This is a genomic window from Aphanothece sacrum FPU1 (genome assembly GCF_003864295.1).
Lineage (GTDB): Bacteria > Cyanobacteriota > Cyanobacteriia > Cyanobacteriales > Microcystaceae > Aphanothece_B > Aphanothece_B sacrum.
In genome coordinates this window covers 17,546-33,586 of sequence record NZ_BDQK01000001.1, presented here as the reverse complement: position 1 = coordinate 33,586, position 16,041 = coordinate 17,546, and the positions used below count along the sequence as shown (strand labels likewise).

General features: G+C 36.5%; 11 protein-coding genes. 10 read left to right on the top strand and 1 reads right to left on the bottom strand.

Annotation, left to right across the window (positions count from 1 at the left end):
• Positions 1 to 210: 210 nt before the first annotated feature.
• The 3 genes from AsFPU1_RS00145 (at position 211) to AsFPU1_RS00135 (ending at position 6,235) form a co-directional block, all read left to right on the top strand.
• The gene (locus AsFPU1_RS00145; protein ID WP_124974015.1) at positions 211 to 3,108 is read left to right on the top strand and encodes a glycerol-3-phosphate acyltransferase; all 2,898 of its coding nucleotides are present in this window, start codon (positions 211 to 213) and stop codon (positions 3,106 to 3,108) included.
• A gap of 26 nt (positions 3,109 to 3,134) precedes the next feature.
• Positions 3,135 to 4,631, top strand: a complete 1,497-nt coding sequence (locus AsFPU1_RS00140) for a hypothetical protein (protein WP_124974017.1) — start codon at positions 3,135 to 3,137, stop codon at positions 4,629 to 4,631.
• Between the two features lie 143 nt (positions 4,632 to 4,774).
• Positions 4,775 to 6,235, top strand: a complete 1,461-nt coding sequence (locus AsFPU1_RS00135; RefSeq protein WP_227873487.1) for a M16 family metallopeptidase — start codon at positions 4,775 to 4,777, stop codon at positions 6,233 to 6,235.
• A 115-nt stretch (positions 6,236 to 6,350) separates the two neighbouring features.
• Here AsFPU1_RS00135 and AsFPU1_RS00130 read toward each other — a convergent pair whose 3' ends face one another.
• Positions 6,351 to 7,970 carry a PEP-CTERM sorting domain-containing protein gene (locus AsFPU1_RS00130; protein WP_124974021.1) on the bottom strand — a complete coding sequence of 540 codons (1,620 nt, stop codon included), beginning with the start codon at positions 7,968 to 7,970 and terminating at the stop codon, positions 6,351 to 6,353.
• Between the two features lie 256 nt (positions 7,971 to 8,226).
• Between AsFPU1_RS00130 and AsFPU1_RS00125 the strand changes: the two genes are divergently transcribed.
• The 7 genes from AsFPU1_RS00125 to AsFPU1_RS00095 all read left to right on the top strand — a co-directional run bounded on the left by AsFPU1_RS00125 (position 8,227) and on the right by AsFPU1_RS00095 (position 15,999).
• On the top strand, positions 8,227 to 9,621 hold the full coding sequence (locus AsFPU1_RS00125) for a DUF2079 domain-containing protein (RefSeq protein WP_124974023.1): 1,395 nt from the start codon (positions 8,227 to 8,229) through the stop codon (positions 9,619 to 9,621).
• 30 nt (positions 9,622 to 9,651) lie between these two features.
• Complete coding sequence (gene surE, locus AsFPU1_RS00120) at positions 9,652 to 10,329, top strand: 5'/3'-nucleotidase SurE (RefSeq protein ID WP_124974025.1); 678 nt, start codon at positions 9,652 to 9,654, stop codon at positions 10,327 to 10,329.
• Positions 10,330 to 10,333: 4 nt separating this feature from the next.
• The gene (locus AsFPU1_RS00115) at positions 10,334 to 10,639 is read left to right on the top strand and encodes a hypothetical protein (RefSeq protein WP_124974027.1); all 306 of its coding nucleotides are present in this window, start codon (positions 10,334 to 10,336) and stop codon (positions 10,637 to 10,639) included.
• Positions 10,640 to 10,718: 79 nt separating this feature from the next.
• Positions 10,719 to 11,126: a DpnII family type II restriction endonuclease gene (locus tag AsFPU1_RS00110; protein ID WP_227873480.1), complete on the top strand. Its 408-nt coding sequence runs from the start codon at positions 10,719 to 10,721 to the stop codon at positions 11,124 to 11,126.
• A gap of 9 nt (positions 11,127 to 11,135) precedes the next feature.
• A complete protein-coding gene (locus tag AsFPU1_RS00105; protein ID WP_124974029.1) occupies positions 11,136 to 11,609 on the top strand; it encodes a DNA cytosine methyltransferase in 474 nt (157 codons plus the stop codon).
• A gap of 165 nt (positions 11,610 to 11,774) precedes the next feature.
• Entirely contained in the window at positions 11,775 to 13,112 is a 1,338-nt protein-coding gene (locus AsFPU1_RS00100; protein ID WP_124974031.1) for an AAA-like domain-containing protein, read from the top strand.
• Positions 13,113 to 13,209: 97 nt separating this feature from the next.
• The gene (locus tag AsFPU1_RS00095; RefSeq protein WP_124974033.1) at positions 13,210 to 15,999 is read left to right on the top strand and encodes a CHASE2 domain-containing protein; all 2,790 of its coding nucleotides are present in this window, start codon (positions 13,210 to 13,212) and stop codon (positions 15,997 to 15,999) included.
• Positions 16,000 to 16,041: the final 42 nt, after the last annotated feature.

Here is a 16,041-nt window from a genome sequence, read left to right as displayed (position 1 = left end):
GGCGGGTTTAGCCAAAACCTTAGTCACTCAACCATTACGACTATATCAAAACCCGCCCTAGTTGTGCAATTAATTTTGCTTCGGTACTTATAAGTGTTAATTGTACCATTTTAGCCTTGGCAGAAAGTCACCAAAGGTTAAATTGTTTATAATATAGCAGTTATTTCTTTATGATTAAAGAACCTTCCTCTAATCTTGTCAATCAGATCAATGTTATCTATTTGGGGTTCTCTCTTAATTTTCTTGTTTTGTCCTCTGTTGGGTGGTCTTCCTTTAATTGAGTGGATTACACACTTTTTTACGGGACAAAAACTCTCTACATTAGGCACTAAAAATGTATCTGTTTCTGCTGCTTTTTATCATGGGGGAACCTTTGTCGGTATTCTTTGTGTTTTATCAGAAGCAGGTAAAGGTATTATTTCTGTTTTATTAGCCCGCCATTTTTTTCCTGAACAACCTGTCTGGGAATTAATATCTTTAATTGCTTTAATTGTCGGACGTTATTGGATGGGAAAAGGGGCCGGAACGACTAATTTATTTTGGGGTATAATGGTTCATGATTGGCAAGCAAATCTGTTAACTACTTTGATAAGTGGAGGCAGTTTTACTATTATTCGTGATCGATTCATCGGTCGTTTAGTGACTTTATTTTTACTTGCTTTTATCTTAACTGTTAGACATTCTGGTGACTCTAACTATGTCATCATGTCTTGGATTTTAGTAGGCTTAGTAGCTTGGATTTTTCAAAAAATTCCTGATGATTTAGATTTACCAGAAACTGGAGTTAATTCTTCTAAAAAAATGTTTAAATTCTTTCGAGGCGATCAAGCAATTCTCTCTTTAAATAATCTATTAAAACCACAAAAAGTTGGACAAAAAGCCGCTACGTTATCTTATCTTAAACGCTTAGGTTATCAGGTTCCTGATGGTTGGATCTTGTTACCAGGAGATGATCCTCAACCTTTATTAGACTATCTTGATCCACAGATTCATTATCCTTTAGTGGTTCGTTCTTCTGCTATAGGAGAAGATAGTGAAACTGCTTCAGCAGCCGGACAATATAGAACTATTTTAAATGTTAATAATCCCGAAGTATTAAAAGCTGCAATTATTGATTGTTTTACTTCTTATAATAATGGGAATGCTGTTCAATATCGACAAGATAGAGGACAAGATGAACAAGGAATGGTCGTGTTAATTCAAATTCAAGTTAAAGGCGTATTTTCGGGGGTTGCTTTTAGTCGAGATCCGGTGAATCCTGTTAATGATATTGTGGTAGTAGAAGCTTTACCAGGAGAAGCTAAAAGAGTGGTTTCTGGACAATTTACTCCTGAACAATATCGGGTAATGATTCAACGATTTGAAGATAATGATGTAATAACAATTGAGAGTTTACCAGATCAAGTTTCGGGGGATATTCCACCTCAACTAATTGAAATGGTTGCCAGTTTAACAAGAGATATTGAAGACTTATATCATGGCATTCCTCAAGATATAGAATGGTCTTATGATGGACAACAATTATGGTTATTACAAGCAAGATCTATTACAACTTTACAACCTATTTGGACAAGAAAAATTGCCTCTGAAGTGATTCCAGGGGTCATTCATCCCTTAACTTGGTCTATTAATCGTCCGTTAACTTGTGGAGTTTGGGGAGATTTATTTACTTTAGTCTTAGGAAAGAAGACTCAAGGATTAGATTTTAATGAAACAGCAACCTTACATTATCAACAAGCTTATTTTAATGCTACTTTATTAGGTTCTATTTTTCAAAGAATGGGATTACCTGCTGATAGTTTAGAATTTTTATTAAGAGGGGAAAAATTCAGTAAACCTCCTTTGATTTCTACCTTACAAAATACTCCTGGTTTACTCCGTTTATTTAAAGCAGAATCCAAGTTAGAAAAAGATTTTAATCAGGAGTATACAACCTTATTTGAGCCAACGTTAACTCGTCTTTTCAATCAATCTCTTAATGATTTATCTGAGTCACAATTATTAGATAGAATTGAAACTATTTTATTAGTCTTAAAAAGAGCGACTTATTATAGTATTTTAGCCCCTTTAAGTTTAGCCTTAAGACAAACAATATTAAAGGTATCAGCTCAAGATCTTGATAATCGTTATACACCAGAAATCGCCTCAATAAAAGCTTTAGAAAATTTAGCTTCTCAGACAATTTATTTAATAGATATAAATGGTATAGAAACTCAAGAATCACTATTTTTATCTTTAGAAAATCATCCTGATGGTCATATGATTATCGAAAATTTTCAGCATATTTTAGAGGAATATGGTTATCTAAGTGATATTGCGACTGATATTTCGATTCCCCGTTGGAAAGATAACTCAGCATCAGTTAAAAAAATATTTACTCAATTACTTATTAATCAAAATAGTTTAGAGCAAAAATTATCGAGTTCTAGAAAAATAAGAAACTGGAAAATTACTCAGGTACAAAAAAGATTGAATTTAAAAGGAAAAGTTACAGAAATTTATTCTCAATTATTAGCCCAGTTACGTTGGTCATTTTTAGCTATAGGAGAATTATTTCATCACAGGGAATTAATTAAAGATATTAATAATATTTTCTTGTTAACACATGAGGAAATAATACAATTAATTGAGTCAACAGAAAATGATTTACAAAACAATATTAGTCAATTATTAGAACAAAGACAGAGAGAATTTGAAGAGAATCAAAAATTAACCAATATTCCCTATGTCGTCTATGGAAATATTACCCCAACTCCTGTAAAGTTAACCCCTTCTCCCTTAAATTCTAAACAACAATTACGAGGAATTGGAGCAAGTCCAGGAAAAGTGGAAGGAATAGTCAAAATCTGTAAAAATCTACAATATTTAGGAGAAATTGAACCTAATACAATTTTAGTGGTTCCCTATACTGATTCAGGATGGGGTCCCTGGTTAGCCCGCGCTAGTGGTATCATTGCTGAAGTAGGAGGTTCTCTATCTCATGGGGCAATTATAGCGCGAGAATATGGTATTCCTGCAGTGATGAATATTCATCATGCCACTCAATTATTAAAAGATGGCCAAATAATACGTCTAGATGGCCAATTAGGGATTATTGAGATATTATAAAATTAATGAATAATGGATAATTAATAATGACACAGACTGAAGAGACAAAAAGCATTTGGCTTCAAAAATTTCAACCATTTGATTGGATTTGTTTAGGGGGAATAATTTTATTAAGTAGTCTCATAGGTGCTATAATAATCAGTGGAGAAAAAAGTCCATTTAAAGTCTATAACTTTAGTTGGAATGATAAAAAAGTTGGCTTACAGGACAAAGTATTTAGCTTAAAATTTAACCGGTCTGTTAATTCTGAAACGGTAGAAAAGAATTTGACTATTGAACCACCCCTTCCAGGTAAAATGAGTTGGCAAGGAAGAGAATTAATTTATACTTTACAAGATCCTCCTATTTATGGAACTAACTATCAAATTAAATTAGAAAATGTTGAAAGGAGTTATGATTTAGCAAAGATTGAACCCTTTGTTAGTTTATTTAGTACCCGTGACAGAGTTTTGGCTTATATTGGTATTGAAGGAGAAGAAAAAGGACGATTAATTCTTTATAATATTACGGATATTAATCAACCGAAAAAAACCATATTAACCCCCCGTGATCTAATTGTTACCGACTTTAAAATTTATCCTAATAGTGACAAAATATTATTTAGTGCTTTTGAGCCTAATAGTGGGGGACAAGCATTAGCCAAACAACAACTTTATACTGTTACTACAGGGTTTAATAATGATACTTCGGTCAGTCAGTCTCAACGGGCCGGAAAATTAGAAATTATTCTCAACGCACAAGATTATCAAAATGTCAAGTTTGATTTATCTAAGAATGGTCAAACGATTATTGTTGAACGCAAAAATTATAAAAATCCTGCAGACTCTGGTTTATGGATCATTCCACAAGGAGAACCAGCTAGACCTTTAGGGGTTCCTGGGGGAGACTTTATGGTGTCTCCTGATGGTCAAAGGTTAGTGGTGAAGCAACAAGGGGGTATTGGCATTATTCCCTTAACTCCAGAAGCGGGATCACCACAATTTTTATCTAATTATCAAACTATATTGGGATTTTCTCAAAATAGTCAAAAAATCCTCTTACTTAAGGATAATGGAGATTATACCCGTTCTTTAGTTTGGTTTGATCCCACTGGGAAACCCCAAGAAATACTGCGAAGTCTCTATCCCATCATTGACTGTGAGATCGAACCCAGAGAAGAAGCTACCCTGTACTGTATCAAAATAGACCTAGTAGAAACTGCAACCCGAAGCGGACAATATCGAGAAGAACCCTTTCTGGCAGTTATTAACCTGAAAACTAAGACTGATGTGCCGTTATTAGCTTTACCTAACTATCGAGATGTCAAACTGAGTATGTCTCCTGATGGAGTAGCATTATTATTTGATCAGGTTGTCACCAACCCTTCCCAGTCAGATAATGATTTAATGACTCTTGATCAACAAGCGATCGCCGATGGTCAATTATGGTTACTGCCTCTACCAGAATTGAAAGCCAAGCAAAAATCCGTCAAAATTACCCCTGAACAACTAAATCGGGGTTTTAAACCTCAATGGCTGCCTTAAGACGTTAAACTAGACGAAATTGACACTCCTGACAACCTATGGTTATTAATTTTTTCAAGCGATCGCGTATTTTGAGTTACTATATTACGACTCTAAGCCTTGTCTTATTGCTGTGGAGCAGTTTTCCTGTAATTACTCCGGCTATGCCCTCAAAAGCTGCGCCTTCTTCTTCTATTACCCCTTATCTTAATCGAGCTATTGAGCGAATTACTCAATTTCAGTTAGATAATGGCATGAAATTCATTGTCATGGAAAATCATGACGCACCTGTAGTATCTTTTGTCACCTATGCAGATGTAGGGGGAGTGGATGAACCTGATGGCAAAACAGGAGTGGCTCATTTTTTAGAACATTTGGCTTTTAAAGGAACGCGACAAATTGGTACTACTAATTATGCCGAAGAAAAACCCCTTTTAGATAAACTAGATCAATTATTTACCCAAATGAAAGCGGCTAAAGCGGAGGGAAAAACAGAAGAAGCAGAAAAATTAGCTCAAGAATTTGATAAAGTTCAAAGTCAGTCCTTAAAATTTGTCCAACAAAATGCTTTTGGTAAAATTGTTGAAGCGTCTGGGGGAGTAGGAATTAATGCCCAAACTTCTTCGGAAGCAACTGTTTATTTTTATAGTTTTCCCTCCAATAAATTAGAATTGTGGATGTCTTTAGAATCAGAAAGATTCTTAGATCCGGTATTTCGAGAATTTTATAAGGAACAACAGGTTATCTTAGAAGAACGTCGCCTTAGAACTGATAATAGTCCTGTTGGTCAAATGATTGAAGCATTTTTAGATCAAGCGTTTACAGAACATCCTTATAAACGGCCAGTAATTGGTTATAACAAGGATATTAGTAATCTAACCCGTGAGGATGTACAAAAGTTTTTTGATCAATATTATGGCCCCAGTAATTTAACTATTGCTATTGTGGGAGATGTAAACGCAGAACAGGTAAAACAATTCGCTAAGGTTTATTTTGGTCGTTATCCGGCTAAACCCAGACCTCCTCAAGTGACTAAAGTTGAACCTCCTCAAACCAAAACCCGTGAAGTTACCCTAGAATTAGCCTCTCAACCTTGGTATCTTGAAGGATATCATCGTCCGGCGTTAAACCATCCTGATAATGCTATTTATGAGGTCATGGCTAGTTTACTGAGTTCAGGGCGTACCTCTCGTTTATACAAGTCTTTAGTAGAAGATAAACAGGTTGCTCTGGTGGCCCAAGGTTTTAACGGCTTTCCTGGGGATAAATACCCGAATTTGGTCTTATTTTATGCCCAAACTGCTCCTAATGCTACGGTAGAACAAGTAGCTGCTGCCTTAAAGACAGAAATTGAAAGACTCAAAAAAGAACCAGTCTCTGAAAAAGACTTAGAACGGGTAAAAAATCAACTACGGGCTGATTTATTGCGATCGCTTGATTCTAATTTAGGAATGGCTCGCGCTTTGGTAGAATATCAGGTTAAAACGGGAAGTTGGCGCAATTTATTTGACCAGTTACAGGCCATAGAAGCTGTTACCCCGGCGGATATTCAAAGAGTAGCCAAACAAACCTTTACTGAAGAAAATCGCACCATTGGGCGAATTTTACCGAAATCTAGCAAATAAAGGGTAAGAGTCAACGGCCGTTGACCCCAACAAGTTATCCCAAATGTAGTAGGATGCGTTAAGAACGCATCACGCAATCTATAGACTCTAAGATCGTCTTATGGGTAAATCTGGATTAGTTACGTTTGCCTTTCCCTAATTTACCCTTGAAAGCAGTACCAAAAAAGATGGCAGTACCTGCACCCAGAAGGGTTAAGGGTTCAGGGATTGTTTCAGAAGCAAAGATCAGTTGACCTCCTTCTACGAGTCCTTGTGACCCAATAACTCCATCTCTGAGACTATGGGCCTGGATATCAAGAATAAAGAGTTTTTCTCCAGGTTTGGTGTTAAAGAGCTTAGTAACATCTAAAATCCCTGAACTTTCCCAGTTACCACAATCAGTCGGAGAACTATCAGTGACCCCGGCAGGAGCAACTGCACTGCGATTCATCTGAGCAATGCGGGTTAATTTACTTGTTTTGGGGTTAACTTGCCAGATAGAAGCTTCTTCCCCACTGGTTTGACAGAATCCACTGAATGCGCGGTCTTCCTGAATGTAGATATTACCATCATCAGCCCAGTCTAAGTTATCAGGACTGCGTAGACCAAAATCTCGGTTTTGTGGCTCATTTCCATCGTAAAGGATAGAAAGCTGACCAGTTAAATTTCCTAAATCATTATCAATGATATAAGTGGTTCCCCAAGCATCGGCAGAGTTAGCGAAACTGCTTCCAGTAGAAGCTAAAACCGCTTGAGAACCTTTTGTGGGGTTAGTAGAAAGGTCTTCAGGACGAGAGAAACGGAAACCGCCTAAACTAGCAGTCTGAGCATCTAACTCAGCTTGAGTAGCATAACCTTGAGGACCTGAACCAGTATTACTTATTGCTACCCAGCTTCCGGTGCGAGAACTTGCAGTTCCGTTAAAGGTACTAGCATCAAGATTTCCGTTATCTGCTTTCCAAATATGGAGAGTTCCTTGTGCCAAACCATTGCGATCTAAGAAACTATTGTCACCAACTGCATTTTTATTACCCAGATAAAGATAAAGAGGCGCACCTGAACGGTCATCACCTAAGAGTAAGGCAACTTGATTATTATTTGTCGGTTCTAATGCGGTAACATTTTCCCAAGCACCTAGTCCTAATGCGGGTGCTGCATATAATGCGCCACCCAAGGGATTTTGACTAATAGAGTCCACATCTAAGACATACTGGGTTCCTCCGCTAGTTTCTTCCCCAGCAAAGTACACATTATCAACGAAACCATAAGTTCCTGCGTTAAAGCTTTGACCAGAACAAAAACGGTTGAGGGATGCACCAGAGGAAAATTGATTGGTATTTGTAATTAGTTGTCCAGCGCGATCGAAAATGCGGTCAAAAGCTAACCCTGCATCTTTAATGGTGCGGGTATTAGAATCAATGTCAAAATAATGAATTCTCGCACCACCATTGACGGTTAAACCACCATTATTTAGGGTGTAGGATGCCCCTGCTCCATCACGAATTTCACTATTAACTAAAACCCGAACGGTGTCATTATTGATTTTAATGGCTCCAATTCCATCTAAAATACCTGTTGGTGTGTAACCATCAATGGTTTCTCCCACAGTAAAGATAGACTCAGTATTCCAACCGTTTAAACCTTGTATTTGAGCAGTGGGGTAAAGAGTGTTAAATGCTTGTGCCACATTAGCCCCAAAAGCGATAACACCAGCAGTCGCCGTTATGGTAGCCGCCAATTTGAATAAGTGTTTCATGATTCTCTGGTTAGGACAGATTTGTGCAAATGAGGATTTTTTAAACTTAAATTCTCCTCACAACTGTTTAGTATGTTGAGAGTAAGATAAGAGCGGTTTATTGTTTAATTAAATTTAGGTGAAGTTCTGAAAATTTTAAGGTTTATCTAAGGTTTGATCAACAAAATCTTAATAAAAATGAAATTATCTGAGCGGACAAAATGGTCACTTTTATGATATTTTAGAGAGTAAAAATATATTTTGTTACATTAATTGAATGAAACTTTCTCAATCTCTAATTAAACCTATTTATATTATTATAGGAATTAGCACTATAATTTTGTTTATTGCTAGTAGTATTAAACATATTTTATTTCAATCAACGGCTTGGGATTTAGCAATTTTTGATCAAGCTGTTTATTTAATTAGTCAAAGTAAATCGCCTATTTCTTCTTTCCTAAATATTCATATATTAGGAGATCATGCTGCTTTGATTTTCTATCCCTTATCCTTATTCTATAAAATTTATCCAACTGTTTATTGGTTATTATTTATTCAAGCATTCTGTTTAAGTTTAGGAGTCTTACCTATTTGGTATATAGCCCAATATCAAGGATTAAAAAAGTCTCAATCATTAACTATTAGTTTAGTTTATTTACTTTATCCTATAATTTTTAACATTAATTTATTTGATTTTCATCCTGATGTGATTGCCATTCCTGCTATTTTATGGGCTATATTAGCAGCTTATACTAATAATCTAAACATATTTATTTTAGCAATTATAATAATTTTAAGTTGTAAAGGGGTATTATCTTTGACTGTTAGCTTTATGGGAATTTGGTTATTATTTTTCGAGAAAAAACGTTTATTTGGTAGTATTGCTTTGGGTTTAGGTGTAACTTGGTTTATTATTAGTACCCGTTTAATTATTCCCTTATTTAGTGATAATAGTGCTAATATTGGACGGCATATTGCCCGATTTAGTTATTTAGGAAATTCCTTTACAGAAATTGCCCAAAACTTTATTTTCAAACCTTGGTTATTATTACAAGGATTATTTAATTTACCTAACTTAGAATATTTACTTTTACTGTTAGTTCCATTAATTTGGGGTTTATCTTTCCGTCATCTTTCTCCTTTAGTAGCTGCCATTCCGGTTTTAGGTATGAACTTGTTATCGCAAGATACCTTACAAAAAGACTTATTACATCAATACTCTTTACCAATTATTCCATTTTTAATGGTTTCAGTCATTATAACAATGGCAGCAGAAAAAACATGGTTTAGACAAGAAAAATATATAATTATTTGGTCATTAATTGGATTTTTAGCCTTAGCAAAATTCGGATATTTTACCTTCCGTTATTTAGAATCTCTTGATACTTGGAAAGCGACTCAAGAAGCAATTAGTCAAATTTCAAGTCAAGATAATGTATTAACTTCAACTTATATTGCTCCCCACCTTAGTCAACGTTCAGTCATTAAATTAGCAGAAAATGGTGCAGAGAAGTTTGATTTACAAGAATTTAATTATATATTATTAAATAAACGTCATCCAGGTCGAGCAAGTTCACCAGAATTAATTGAAACATTAAAACAAAAAATTGGACAAATTTCCAAATTTCAATTAATATATAAAAGAGATGATGTTTATTTATTCAAACAATAGTAACTGATAACTGATAACTGGTAACGCCAAATGACCTTTATTCTCACTAATGATGATGGAATTGATGCTCCTGGTATTCGTGCATTACACAATGCTTTAGGAAAAAAAGGAATTATTGTTGCGCCAAAAGACCCCCATTCAGGGTGTGGTCATAAAGTAACAACCCATCAACCTATTCACTTAAAAAAACGCTCAGAAACCGAATATTGTGTATCAGGAACTCCTGCAGATTGTACTCGTTTAGCCTTAACTCAAATTGCCAAAGAAACTAAATGGGTACTATCAGGAATTAATGCGGGGGGAAATTTAGGAGTAGATGTTTATATTTCAGGAACAGTAGCAGCAGTAAGAGAATCAGCAATGCACGGAATACCAGGAATTGCTATTTCTCATTGGATTAAACGTCCCTTATTGATTGATTGGGAAATAGCCACAAAATGGACAACTAAAGTATTAGATAGTCTTTTGAATTATCCGATTCCTCCTAATAGTTTTTGGAATGTTAATCTACCTCATTTAGAGATAAATTGTCCTGAACCTGAGATAATTTTTTGTGAGATGAGTACCCATCCTTTACCTGTAGATTATCGAGTAGATGGGGAATTTTATTATTATCAAGGAGAATATGCTAAACGAAAGCGTTCAGAAGGAACAGATGTAGATGTGTGTTTTTCTGGGAATATTTCTGTTACTTTAATTAAGCTTTAGCAATATGAATAATAGAGATTTAAGTAAGTATAAAAGAGATATTAAACAGCTTCAGGAAGTTGCTGTTATTTGGTGGCCAGATGAACTTTTAAAACTAAGTGATAGAGAAAGTATTATACCAATTCTTTTAAAGAGTCAGGATCAATTTATCTCAATTCTAAAACTTTGTCATCAAAGTCCTGAACAGGTATTTGAAATTATTGAAGCAGCAAAATTTCCGGCTAATCTTTTCTTGAAGCATCTGGTTGTCTTAGCTGATTATGGAGGTGAACTAAGTAACTCGACAAAAATAAACGTTACGGTGAAGTGAGCAGGGGAGCGCCGGAGCGCCGGAGCGCCGGAGAGGGGTTACAACCTAGTTACATTTCTTAACATAGTATTGTTTATTTATGTCCGACTACTTAGCACAAAAAAGGGTTGTTAAATTTCTTGAAAATTATTTAGAACAAGCTTATCAAATCAAAAGTAATGGTAAAGTTTATCTTAATGACTATGAAAAAGAAGAAGGAATGCCATTTGATATAGTTGTTCAGAGAAACCAAAATATAGTCGGTGTTGAAATTAGCTTTCAGGTTACGACTAATAGTACCATTGAAAGAAAAGCAGGACAAGCTATAAAGCGTCAATCTTTGATGCACAAGCAAGGTTATAAAATTGCGTATATTATTGATGGGGCTGGAAATTTTCAAAGAAGTTCTGCTATTTCAACAATTTGTCAATATAGTGACTGTACTATTGCTTATCGAGAAACCGAGTTTGAAATTTTAGGTGATTTTATTAAGGATATTTTAGGATGATTCGTTTTTATGAATGTATTAATTGCCAATCGTCGTAAAAAAGTTTTTGGAATTGAGCAAGATGGAAAAAGTTTAACCTTAGAGCAAATTAAGACATTTTATTTAAAAAATGATTTAGAAAAAGTTATTTTGAGTTTAGTATCTAAAGGATATCTCAAGGAAGAAAAAGGTAAATATGGCCCTGTGTGTGGAAATATGTCTTTTGAGGTTTTCAAATTTTTAGACCCAGACAGTATTTCGATTACTTTAACAAGTTCTGATCCTCATCGTTTAGGTATTGTTACTAATAACAAACCTCGAAAAATTACTCCTAGAGAATGTGCAAGATTACAAGGTTTTAATGATGATTTTAGATTACATCCTGATGATGATTCTGCTTATAAACAATTGGGAAATTCAGTTAGTGTCCCGATTGTTAAATCAGTTCTGTTAGATTATTTTAAACATAATTTTCAGGATTTTATCCTGACAGATCCTGCCTAAGTCCTAAAGTATAAAAAATTTTGATAACCTTTAAATATTATCAGGTGGGCATTGCCCACCCTACTTTAGTCGTTTATTTGTCTATTTATGATAGTCTAGCAGTTAGCCTGATATAAATAAGGTAGTGAACAAAACGACTGAGAAAGCAAAGGAAGCTAGGATCTGATGAACTTCGACTCTGAATTCAGTTGGACAGAGGCAAAACAGTTGGCCGAGCGACTTGCTTTGCAAAAGACAGGAAAATACCTGAGCGATGTTGAGATGATAGTGCTTCAGGGGTCTTGGGAGGGAAAAACTTACGAGGAAATGGCACAACTGGCTGGCTATACTGTTGACTACCTCAATAAAGATGTGGGTAATAAGCTATGGAAAAAGCTGTCAGATATATTGGCAGAAAAGGTCAGTAAAAAAAATCTTCGGGAACCTCTCAAGAGAGCATCAACGGGACAAAAACTTCTACAGGCTGATTTGGAGTCAGTCAAAGAGATTCTTTTTCCAGAGGGGTCAGTTCCTCCAGATTCGAGCTTCTATGTGGAGCGAAATGGGATTGAGTCTCTGTGTTATGATGCAATTGTTAAGCTAGGTTCTCTGATTCGGATTAAAGCCCCCAAGTTGATGGGCAAAACTTCATTGATAACTCAGATCCTCAATCATTGCCAGTCTCTGAATTACAGAACAGTGTACTTGAATTTGAGCAGTGTTGAGCGGTCTATTGTGACAAATTTAGATAAATTTCTGCGTTGGCTGTGTTTGATGGTGGGTCGGCAATTAAAATTAGAAAATAAACTGGGAGATTATTGGGATACAGAGATTTTGGGGAGTAATGATAATTGTACAGTATATTTTGAGGAGTATTTATTACCAGCCATAGATTGTCCCTTGGTCTTAGCATTAGATGAGGTGGATTTGATTTTTCCCCATACTGAAGTTATTGAAGACTTTTTGGGGATGTTACGAAGTTGGCATGAAAAGGGGAAGATTTCTCCACAATGGAAGCAACTGCGGTTAGTAATGGCACACTCAACAGAATGTTATATCCCCCTAGACATGAATCAATCGCCGTTTAATGCAGGGGTTCCCGTAGAGTTGCTCGAATTTGATTCAAAGCATGTGCTTTCTTTGGCAAACGTTCATGGACTGAGTTGGAATGAGTCCCAGATAGAGGCGTTAATGGGTATGGTGGGGGGACATCCCTATTTAGTGCGGTTGGCCCTGTATGAGGTAAGTTCTGGGAAAATGACTCTAGAACAGCTATTGCGAGATGCAGCAACAGAAGCCGGAATTTATAGTAACCATCTGCGGCGACATTTGGAGATTTTGCAACAAGCACCGAAACTAGCTCAAGCGTTGCAAACTGTTGTCGCGTCATCAGAACCAGTAGAATTAGATTCGATGCAGATTTATAAGTTGCATAGTATGGGATTAGTGCGGCAACATGATAATCAGGTAATGCCTCGCTGTCATTTGTATCGTGAGTATTTTTGCCGTGTTTTGTCGGTTTAATTTTATTGTTCTTGAGCGCGAACTGTTTAATTTAGTCCACCTAGTTATCAATAGTTCCTGGCTGTGCCTCATCTGTGAAAAATTAACACCAGTATTCATGACTAATACCAAGTCAAACTATCAATATCAAGTCGGAGGGAGTCTCGACGGTGACGCGCCTAGCTATGTGACGCGACAAGCTGATGTAGACTTCTATCAAGCTTTAAAATCTGGTCAATTTTGTTATGTCCTCAACTCCCGACAAATGGGTAAATCTAGCTTACGGGTGCGAACCATGCAAAAGTTGCAAGCGGAAGGGACAGTCTGCGTTTTTATTGACTTAACGGGAATGGGAAAACAGGATGTAACCCCAGAAAAATGGTATGCAGGAATTGTTCAATCTCTGGTTAGTAGTTGTCAACTTACCTCAAAAATTAAATGGCGAATTTGGTGGCGGGAACGGCGAGATTTACTTTCTCCTGTACAATGTTTAAGCTTATTTATTGAGGAGATACTATTAGTTGAAATTAAAGAAAATATTGTTATTTTCGTAGATGAAATTGATCGGGTTCTTAGCCATAATTTCTCTCTTGATGATTTTTTTGGACTAATTCGTTATTTTTATGAGCAACGTGACACCCATTTTGACTATAAACGCCTCACCTTCGCTTTGTTGGGAGTAGCAACGCCTTCAGATTTAATTCAAGACAAAATCCAAACTCCATTTAATATTGGTAAGGCCATTCAACTGCAAGGGTTTCAATTTGACGAAGTTCAATCATTAATTGATGGATTAGAAGGTAAAATTGATCATCCTGAAACAGTTATCAAAGAAATATTAGACTGGACAGGTGGGCAACCCTTTCTGACACAAAAACTGTGTCAGTTGATTATTAGGGCTGAAAATCTCCCTCTGACACCAAATTTTAATAATCTAGAAACTCAACCGCATAATATAAACAATAACCAGCAAAATATAGGGAAAGAAAATCAGGAAAATACAGAATTGATCAAGCAAGTAATACAATCTCGTATTGTAAAAAATTGGGAAGCCCAAGATGAACCAGAACATTTAAGAACTATTCGAGATAGAATTCTGCGCAATGAACAAAAGGCAGTACAACTGTTAGGACTGTATCAAAAAATCTTACAACAAAGAGAGATTCGCGCCGATGGCAGTCCCGAACAAATGGAATTGCGATTGTCAGGGTTAGTAGTAGAAGATCAAGGACAAATCAAAGTTTATAATCCTATTTATAAAACTGTTTTTGATAAAAAATGGGTTGACAGGAACTTAGAGAAGTTGCGCCCCTATTTTCGGGCGATCGCCGCTTGGATGGCTTCAGGTGGTCAAGATGAGTCCTCTTTATTACAGGGTTTAGAGTTGCAAGATGCGTTAACTTGGGCCTTAGGTAAAAGCCTCAGTGATGGGGACTATCAATTTTTAGTCGCTAGTCAAGATTTAGCTAAGCAACAGACACAAAAATTACTCGAAGCTACTGAACAAGCTAGTCACCTGCTGGCTTTAGCTAGGTTGAAAGCTACACAAGAAGTCCTAAAACGGCGAATTTGGTGGGGATGGATGCCCCTAACTGCCTTAGCTGTCACTGCATCTATCCTGCTGTTGCGCTTCTGCGGAATATTACAAGGATTAGAATGGAACCAGCTTGATCTGTTCTTTCGTTGGCGATCGCCTGAAACCCCAGATACTCGCATAGCTATTGTTACTATCGACGAGACAGATTTGAGTCAAATAGGACAGTGGCCGATTCCTGATGGTATTTTAGCTCAAGCTATTGCCAACATTAAAGCCCAAAATCCTCAAGCCATTGGACTGGATCTCTATCGAGATTTACCCGTTACCAATATTAAAGCCAAAAACCCTGGACATAGGGAATTAGTAAAAATACTTCAATCAACTCCTAACTTATTTGGCATTGAGAAAGTAATAGAGAACCCAGTTGCAGCTTCTCCTGTGTTAAGTAAACTGGGACAAGTAGGGTTTGCTGATCTGGTGGTAGACGGGGATGGAAAGGTACGTCGGGCCCTGTTATCTGTTATTCTTTCTGATAATAAGGTGCGCTACAGTTTAGCGGTAAAAATGGCACTGCACTATCTTGAAGCTGAAGGAATCACCCTAAAACCCCTTGACAGTGAGGGGCTGCCAGTCCAGGGAGTGCGCTTGGGAAAAGCTATCTTTAAGCGGTTTACAGGTAATGACGGGGGATATGTCCACACCCAATCGGGAGGATATCAGATTTTGCTCAATTTTCGGGGCAATCAGGATAATTTTTCGACTTTTTCTCTGAGGGAACTGTTAGAAAACAAAATACCTCCCGACAGTTTACGCGATCGCCTGGTATTCATTGGCACGACAGCCGAAAGCATTAATGATTTATTTTATACGCCTTACAGTAGCAGACTATTCCGTTCTCCTGAGAGAATGCCTGGGATAGTCCTCCATGCTAATATTGCCAGTCAAATAATTAGTTCTGCTATTGATGGACGACCTCTACTTCGTGTTTGGTCTGATCCCCTCGAATGGCTATGGATAACCGCGATCGCTTTTGTCGGGACAGTAATAAGCTGGCAGTTTAAATTTATTAGGGCGATCTCGTTTAGTTTGTTGGTTGCCAGTAGTGGACTTTTGGCAGGATGTTATTTAGCTTTTATGTTGGGTTGGTGGCTACCTTTTGTCCCGTCATTTTTGGCACTTTCGGGGGCGACAGTTGTCTTATTTGTTATCACTAATAAGCAAAGAGATAGACTTCATTTTAGACTTACTTTATCCTTGCTATTAGAAACTTATCAAAAAGATCTAACTACTGGACGTATTGCTATTGAATACCTCAAACAGTCAGAAAGTCGAGAAAATCAAGCATTTATTGAGCAGAAATTAGCGGACTAAAATTTATTTAAAATTAGTTAGAGAATTGCTCGCACTCTGTTA

Coding starts and splice junctions, on each gene's coding strand:
- AsFPU1_RS00145 (WP_124974015.1), top strand. CDS start 211: ATGTTATCTATTTGGGGTTCTCTCTTAATTTTCTTGTTTTGTCCTCTG.
- AsFPU1_RS00140 (WP_124974017.1), top strand. CDS start 3,135: ATGACACAGACTGAAGAGACAAAAAGCATTTGGCTTCAAAAATTTCAA.
- AsFPU1_RS00135 (WP_227873487.1), top strand. CDS start 4,775: ATGCCCTCAAAAGCTGCGCCTTCTTCTTCTATTACCCCTTATCTTAAT.
- AsFPU1_RS00130 (WP_124974021.1), bottom strand. CDS start 7,970: ATGAAACACTTATTCAAATTGGCGGCTACCATAACGGCGACTGCTGGT.
- AsFPU1_RS00125 (WP_124974023.1), top strand. CDS start 8,227: ATGAAACTTTCTCAATCTCTAATTAAACCTATTTATATTATTATAGGA.
- surE (WP_124974025.1), top strand. CDS start 9,652: ATGACCTTTATTCTCACTAATGATGATGGAATTGATGCTCCTGGTATT.
- AsFPU1_RS00115 (WP_124974027.1), top strand. CDS start 10,334: ATGAATAATAGAGATTTAAGTAAGTATAAAAGAGATATTAAACAGCTT.
- AsFPU1_RS00110 (WP_227873480.1), top strand. CDS start 10,719: ATGTCCGACTACTTAGCACAAAAAAGGGTTGTTAAATTTCTTGAAAAT.
- AsFPU1_RS00105 (WP_124974029.1), top strand. CDS start 11,136: ATGAATGTATTAATTGCCAATCGTCGTAAAAAAGTTTTTGGAATTGAG.
- AsFPU1_RS00100 (WP_124974031.1), top strand. CDS start 11,775: ATGAACTTCGACTCTGAATTCAGTTGGACAGAGGCAAAACAGTTGGCC.
- AsFPU1_RS00095 (WP_124974033.1), top strand. CDS start 13,210: ATGACTAATACCAAGTCAAACTATCAATATCAAGTCGGAGGGAGTCTC.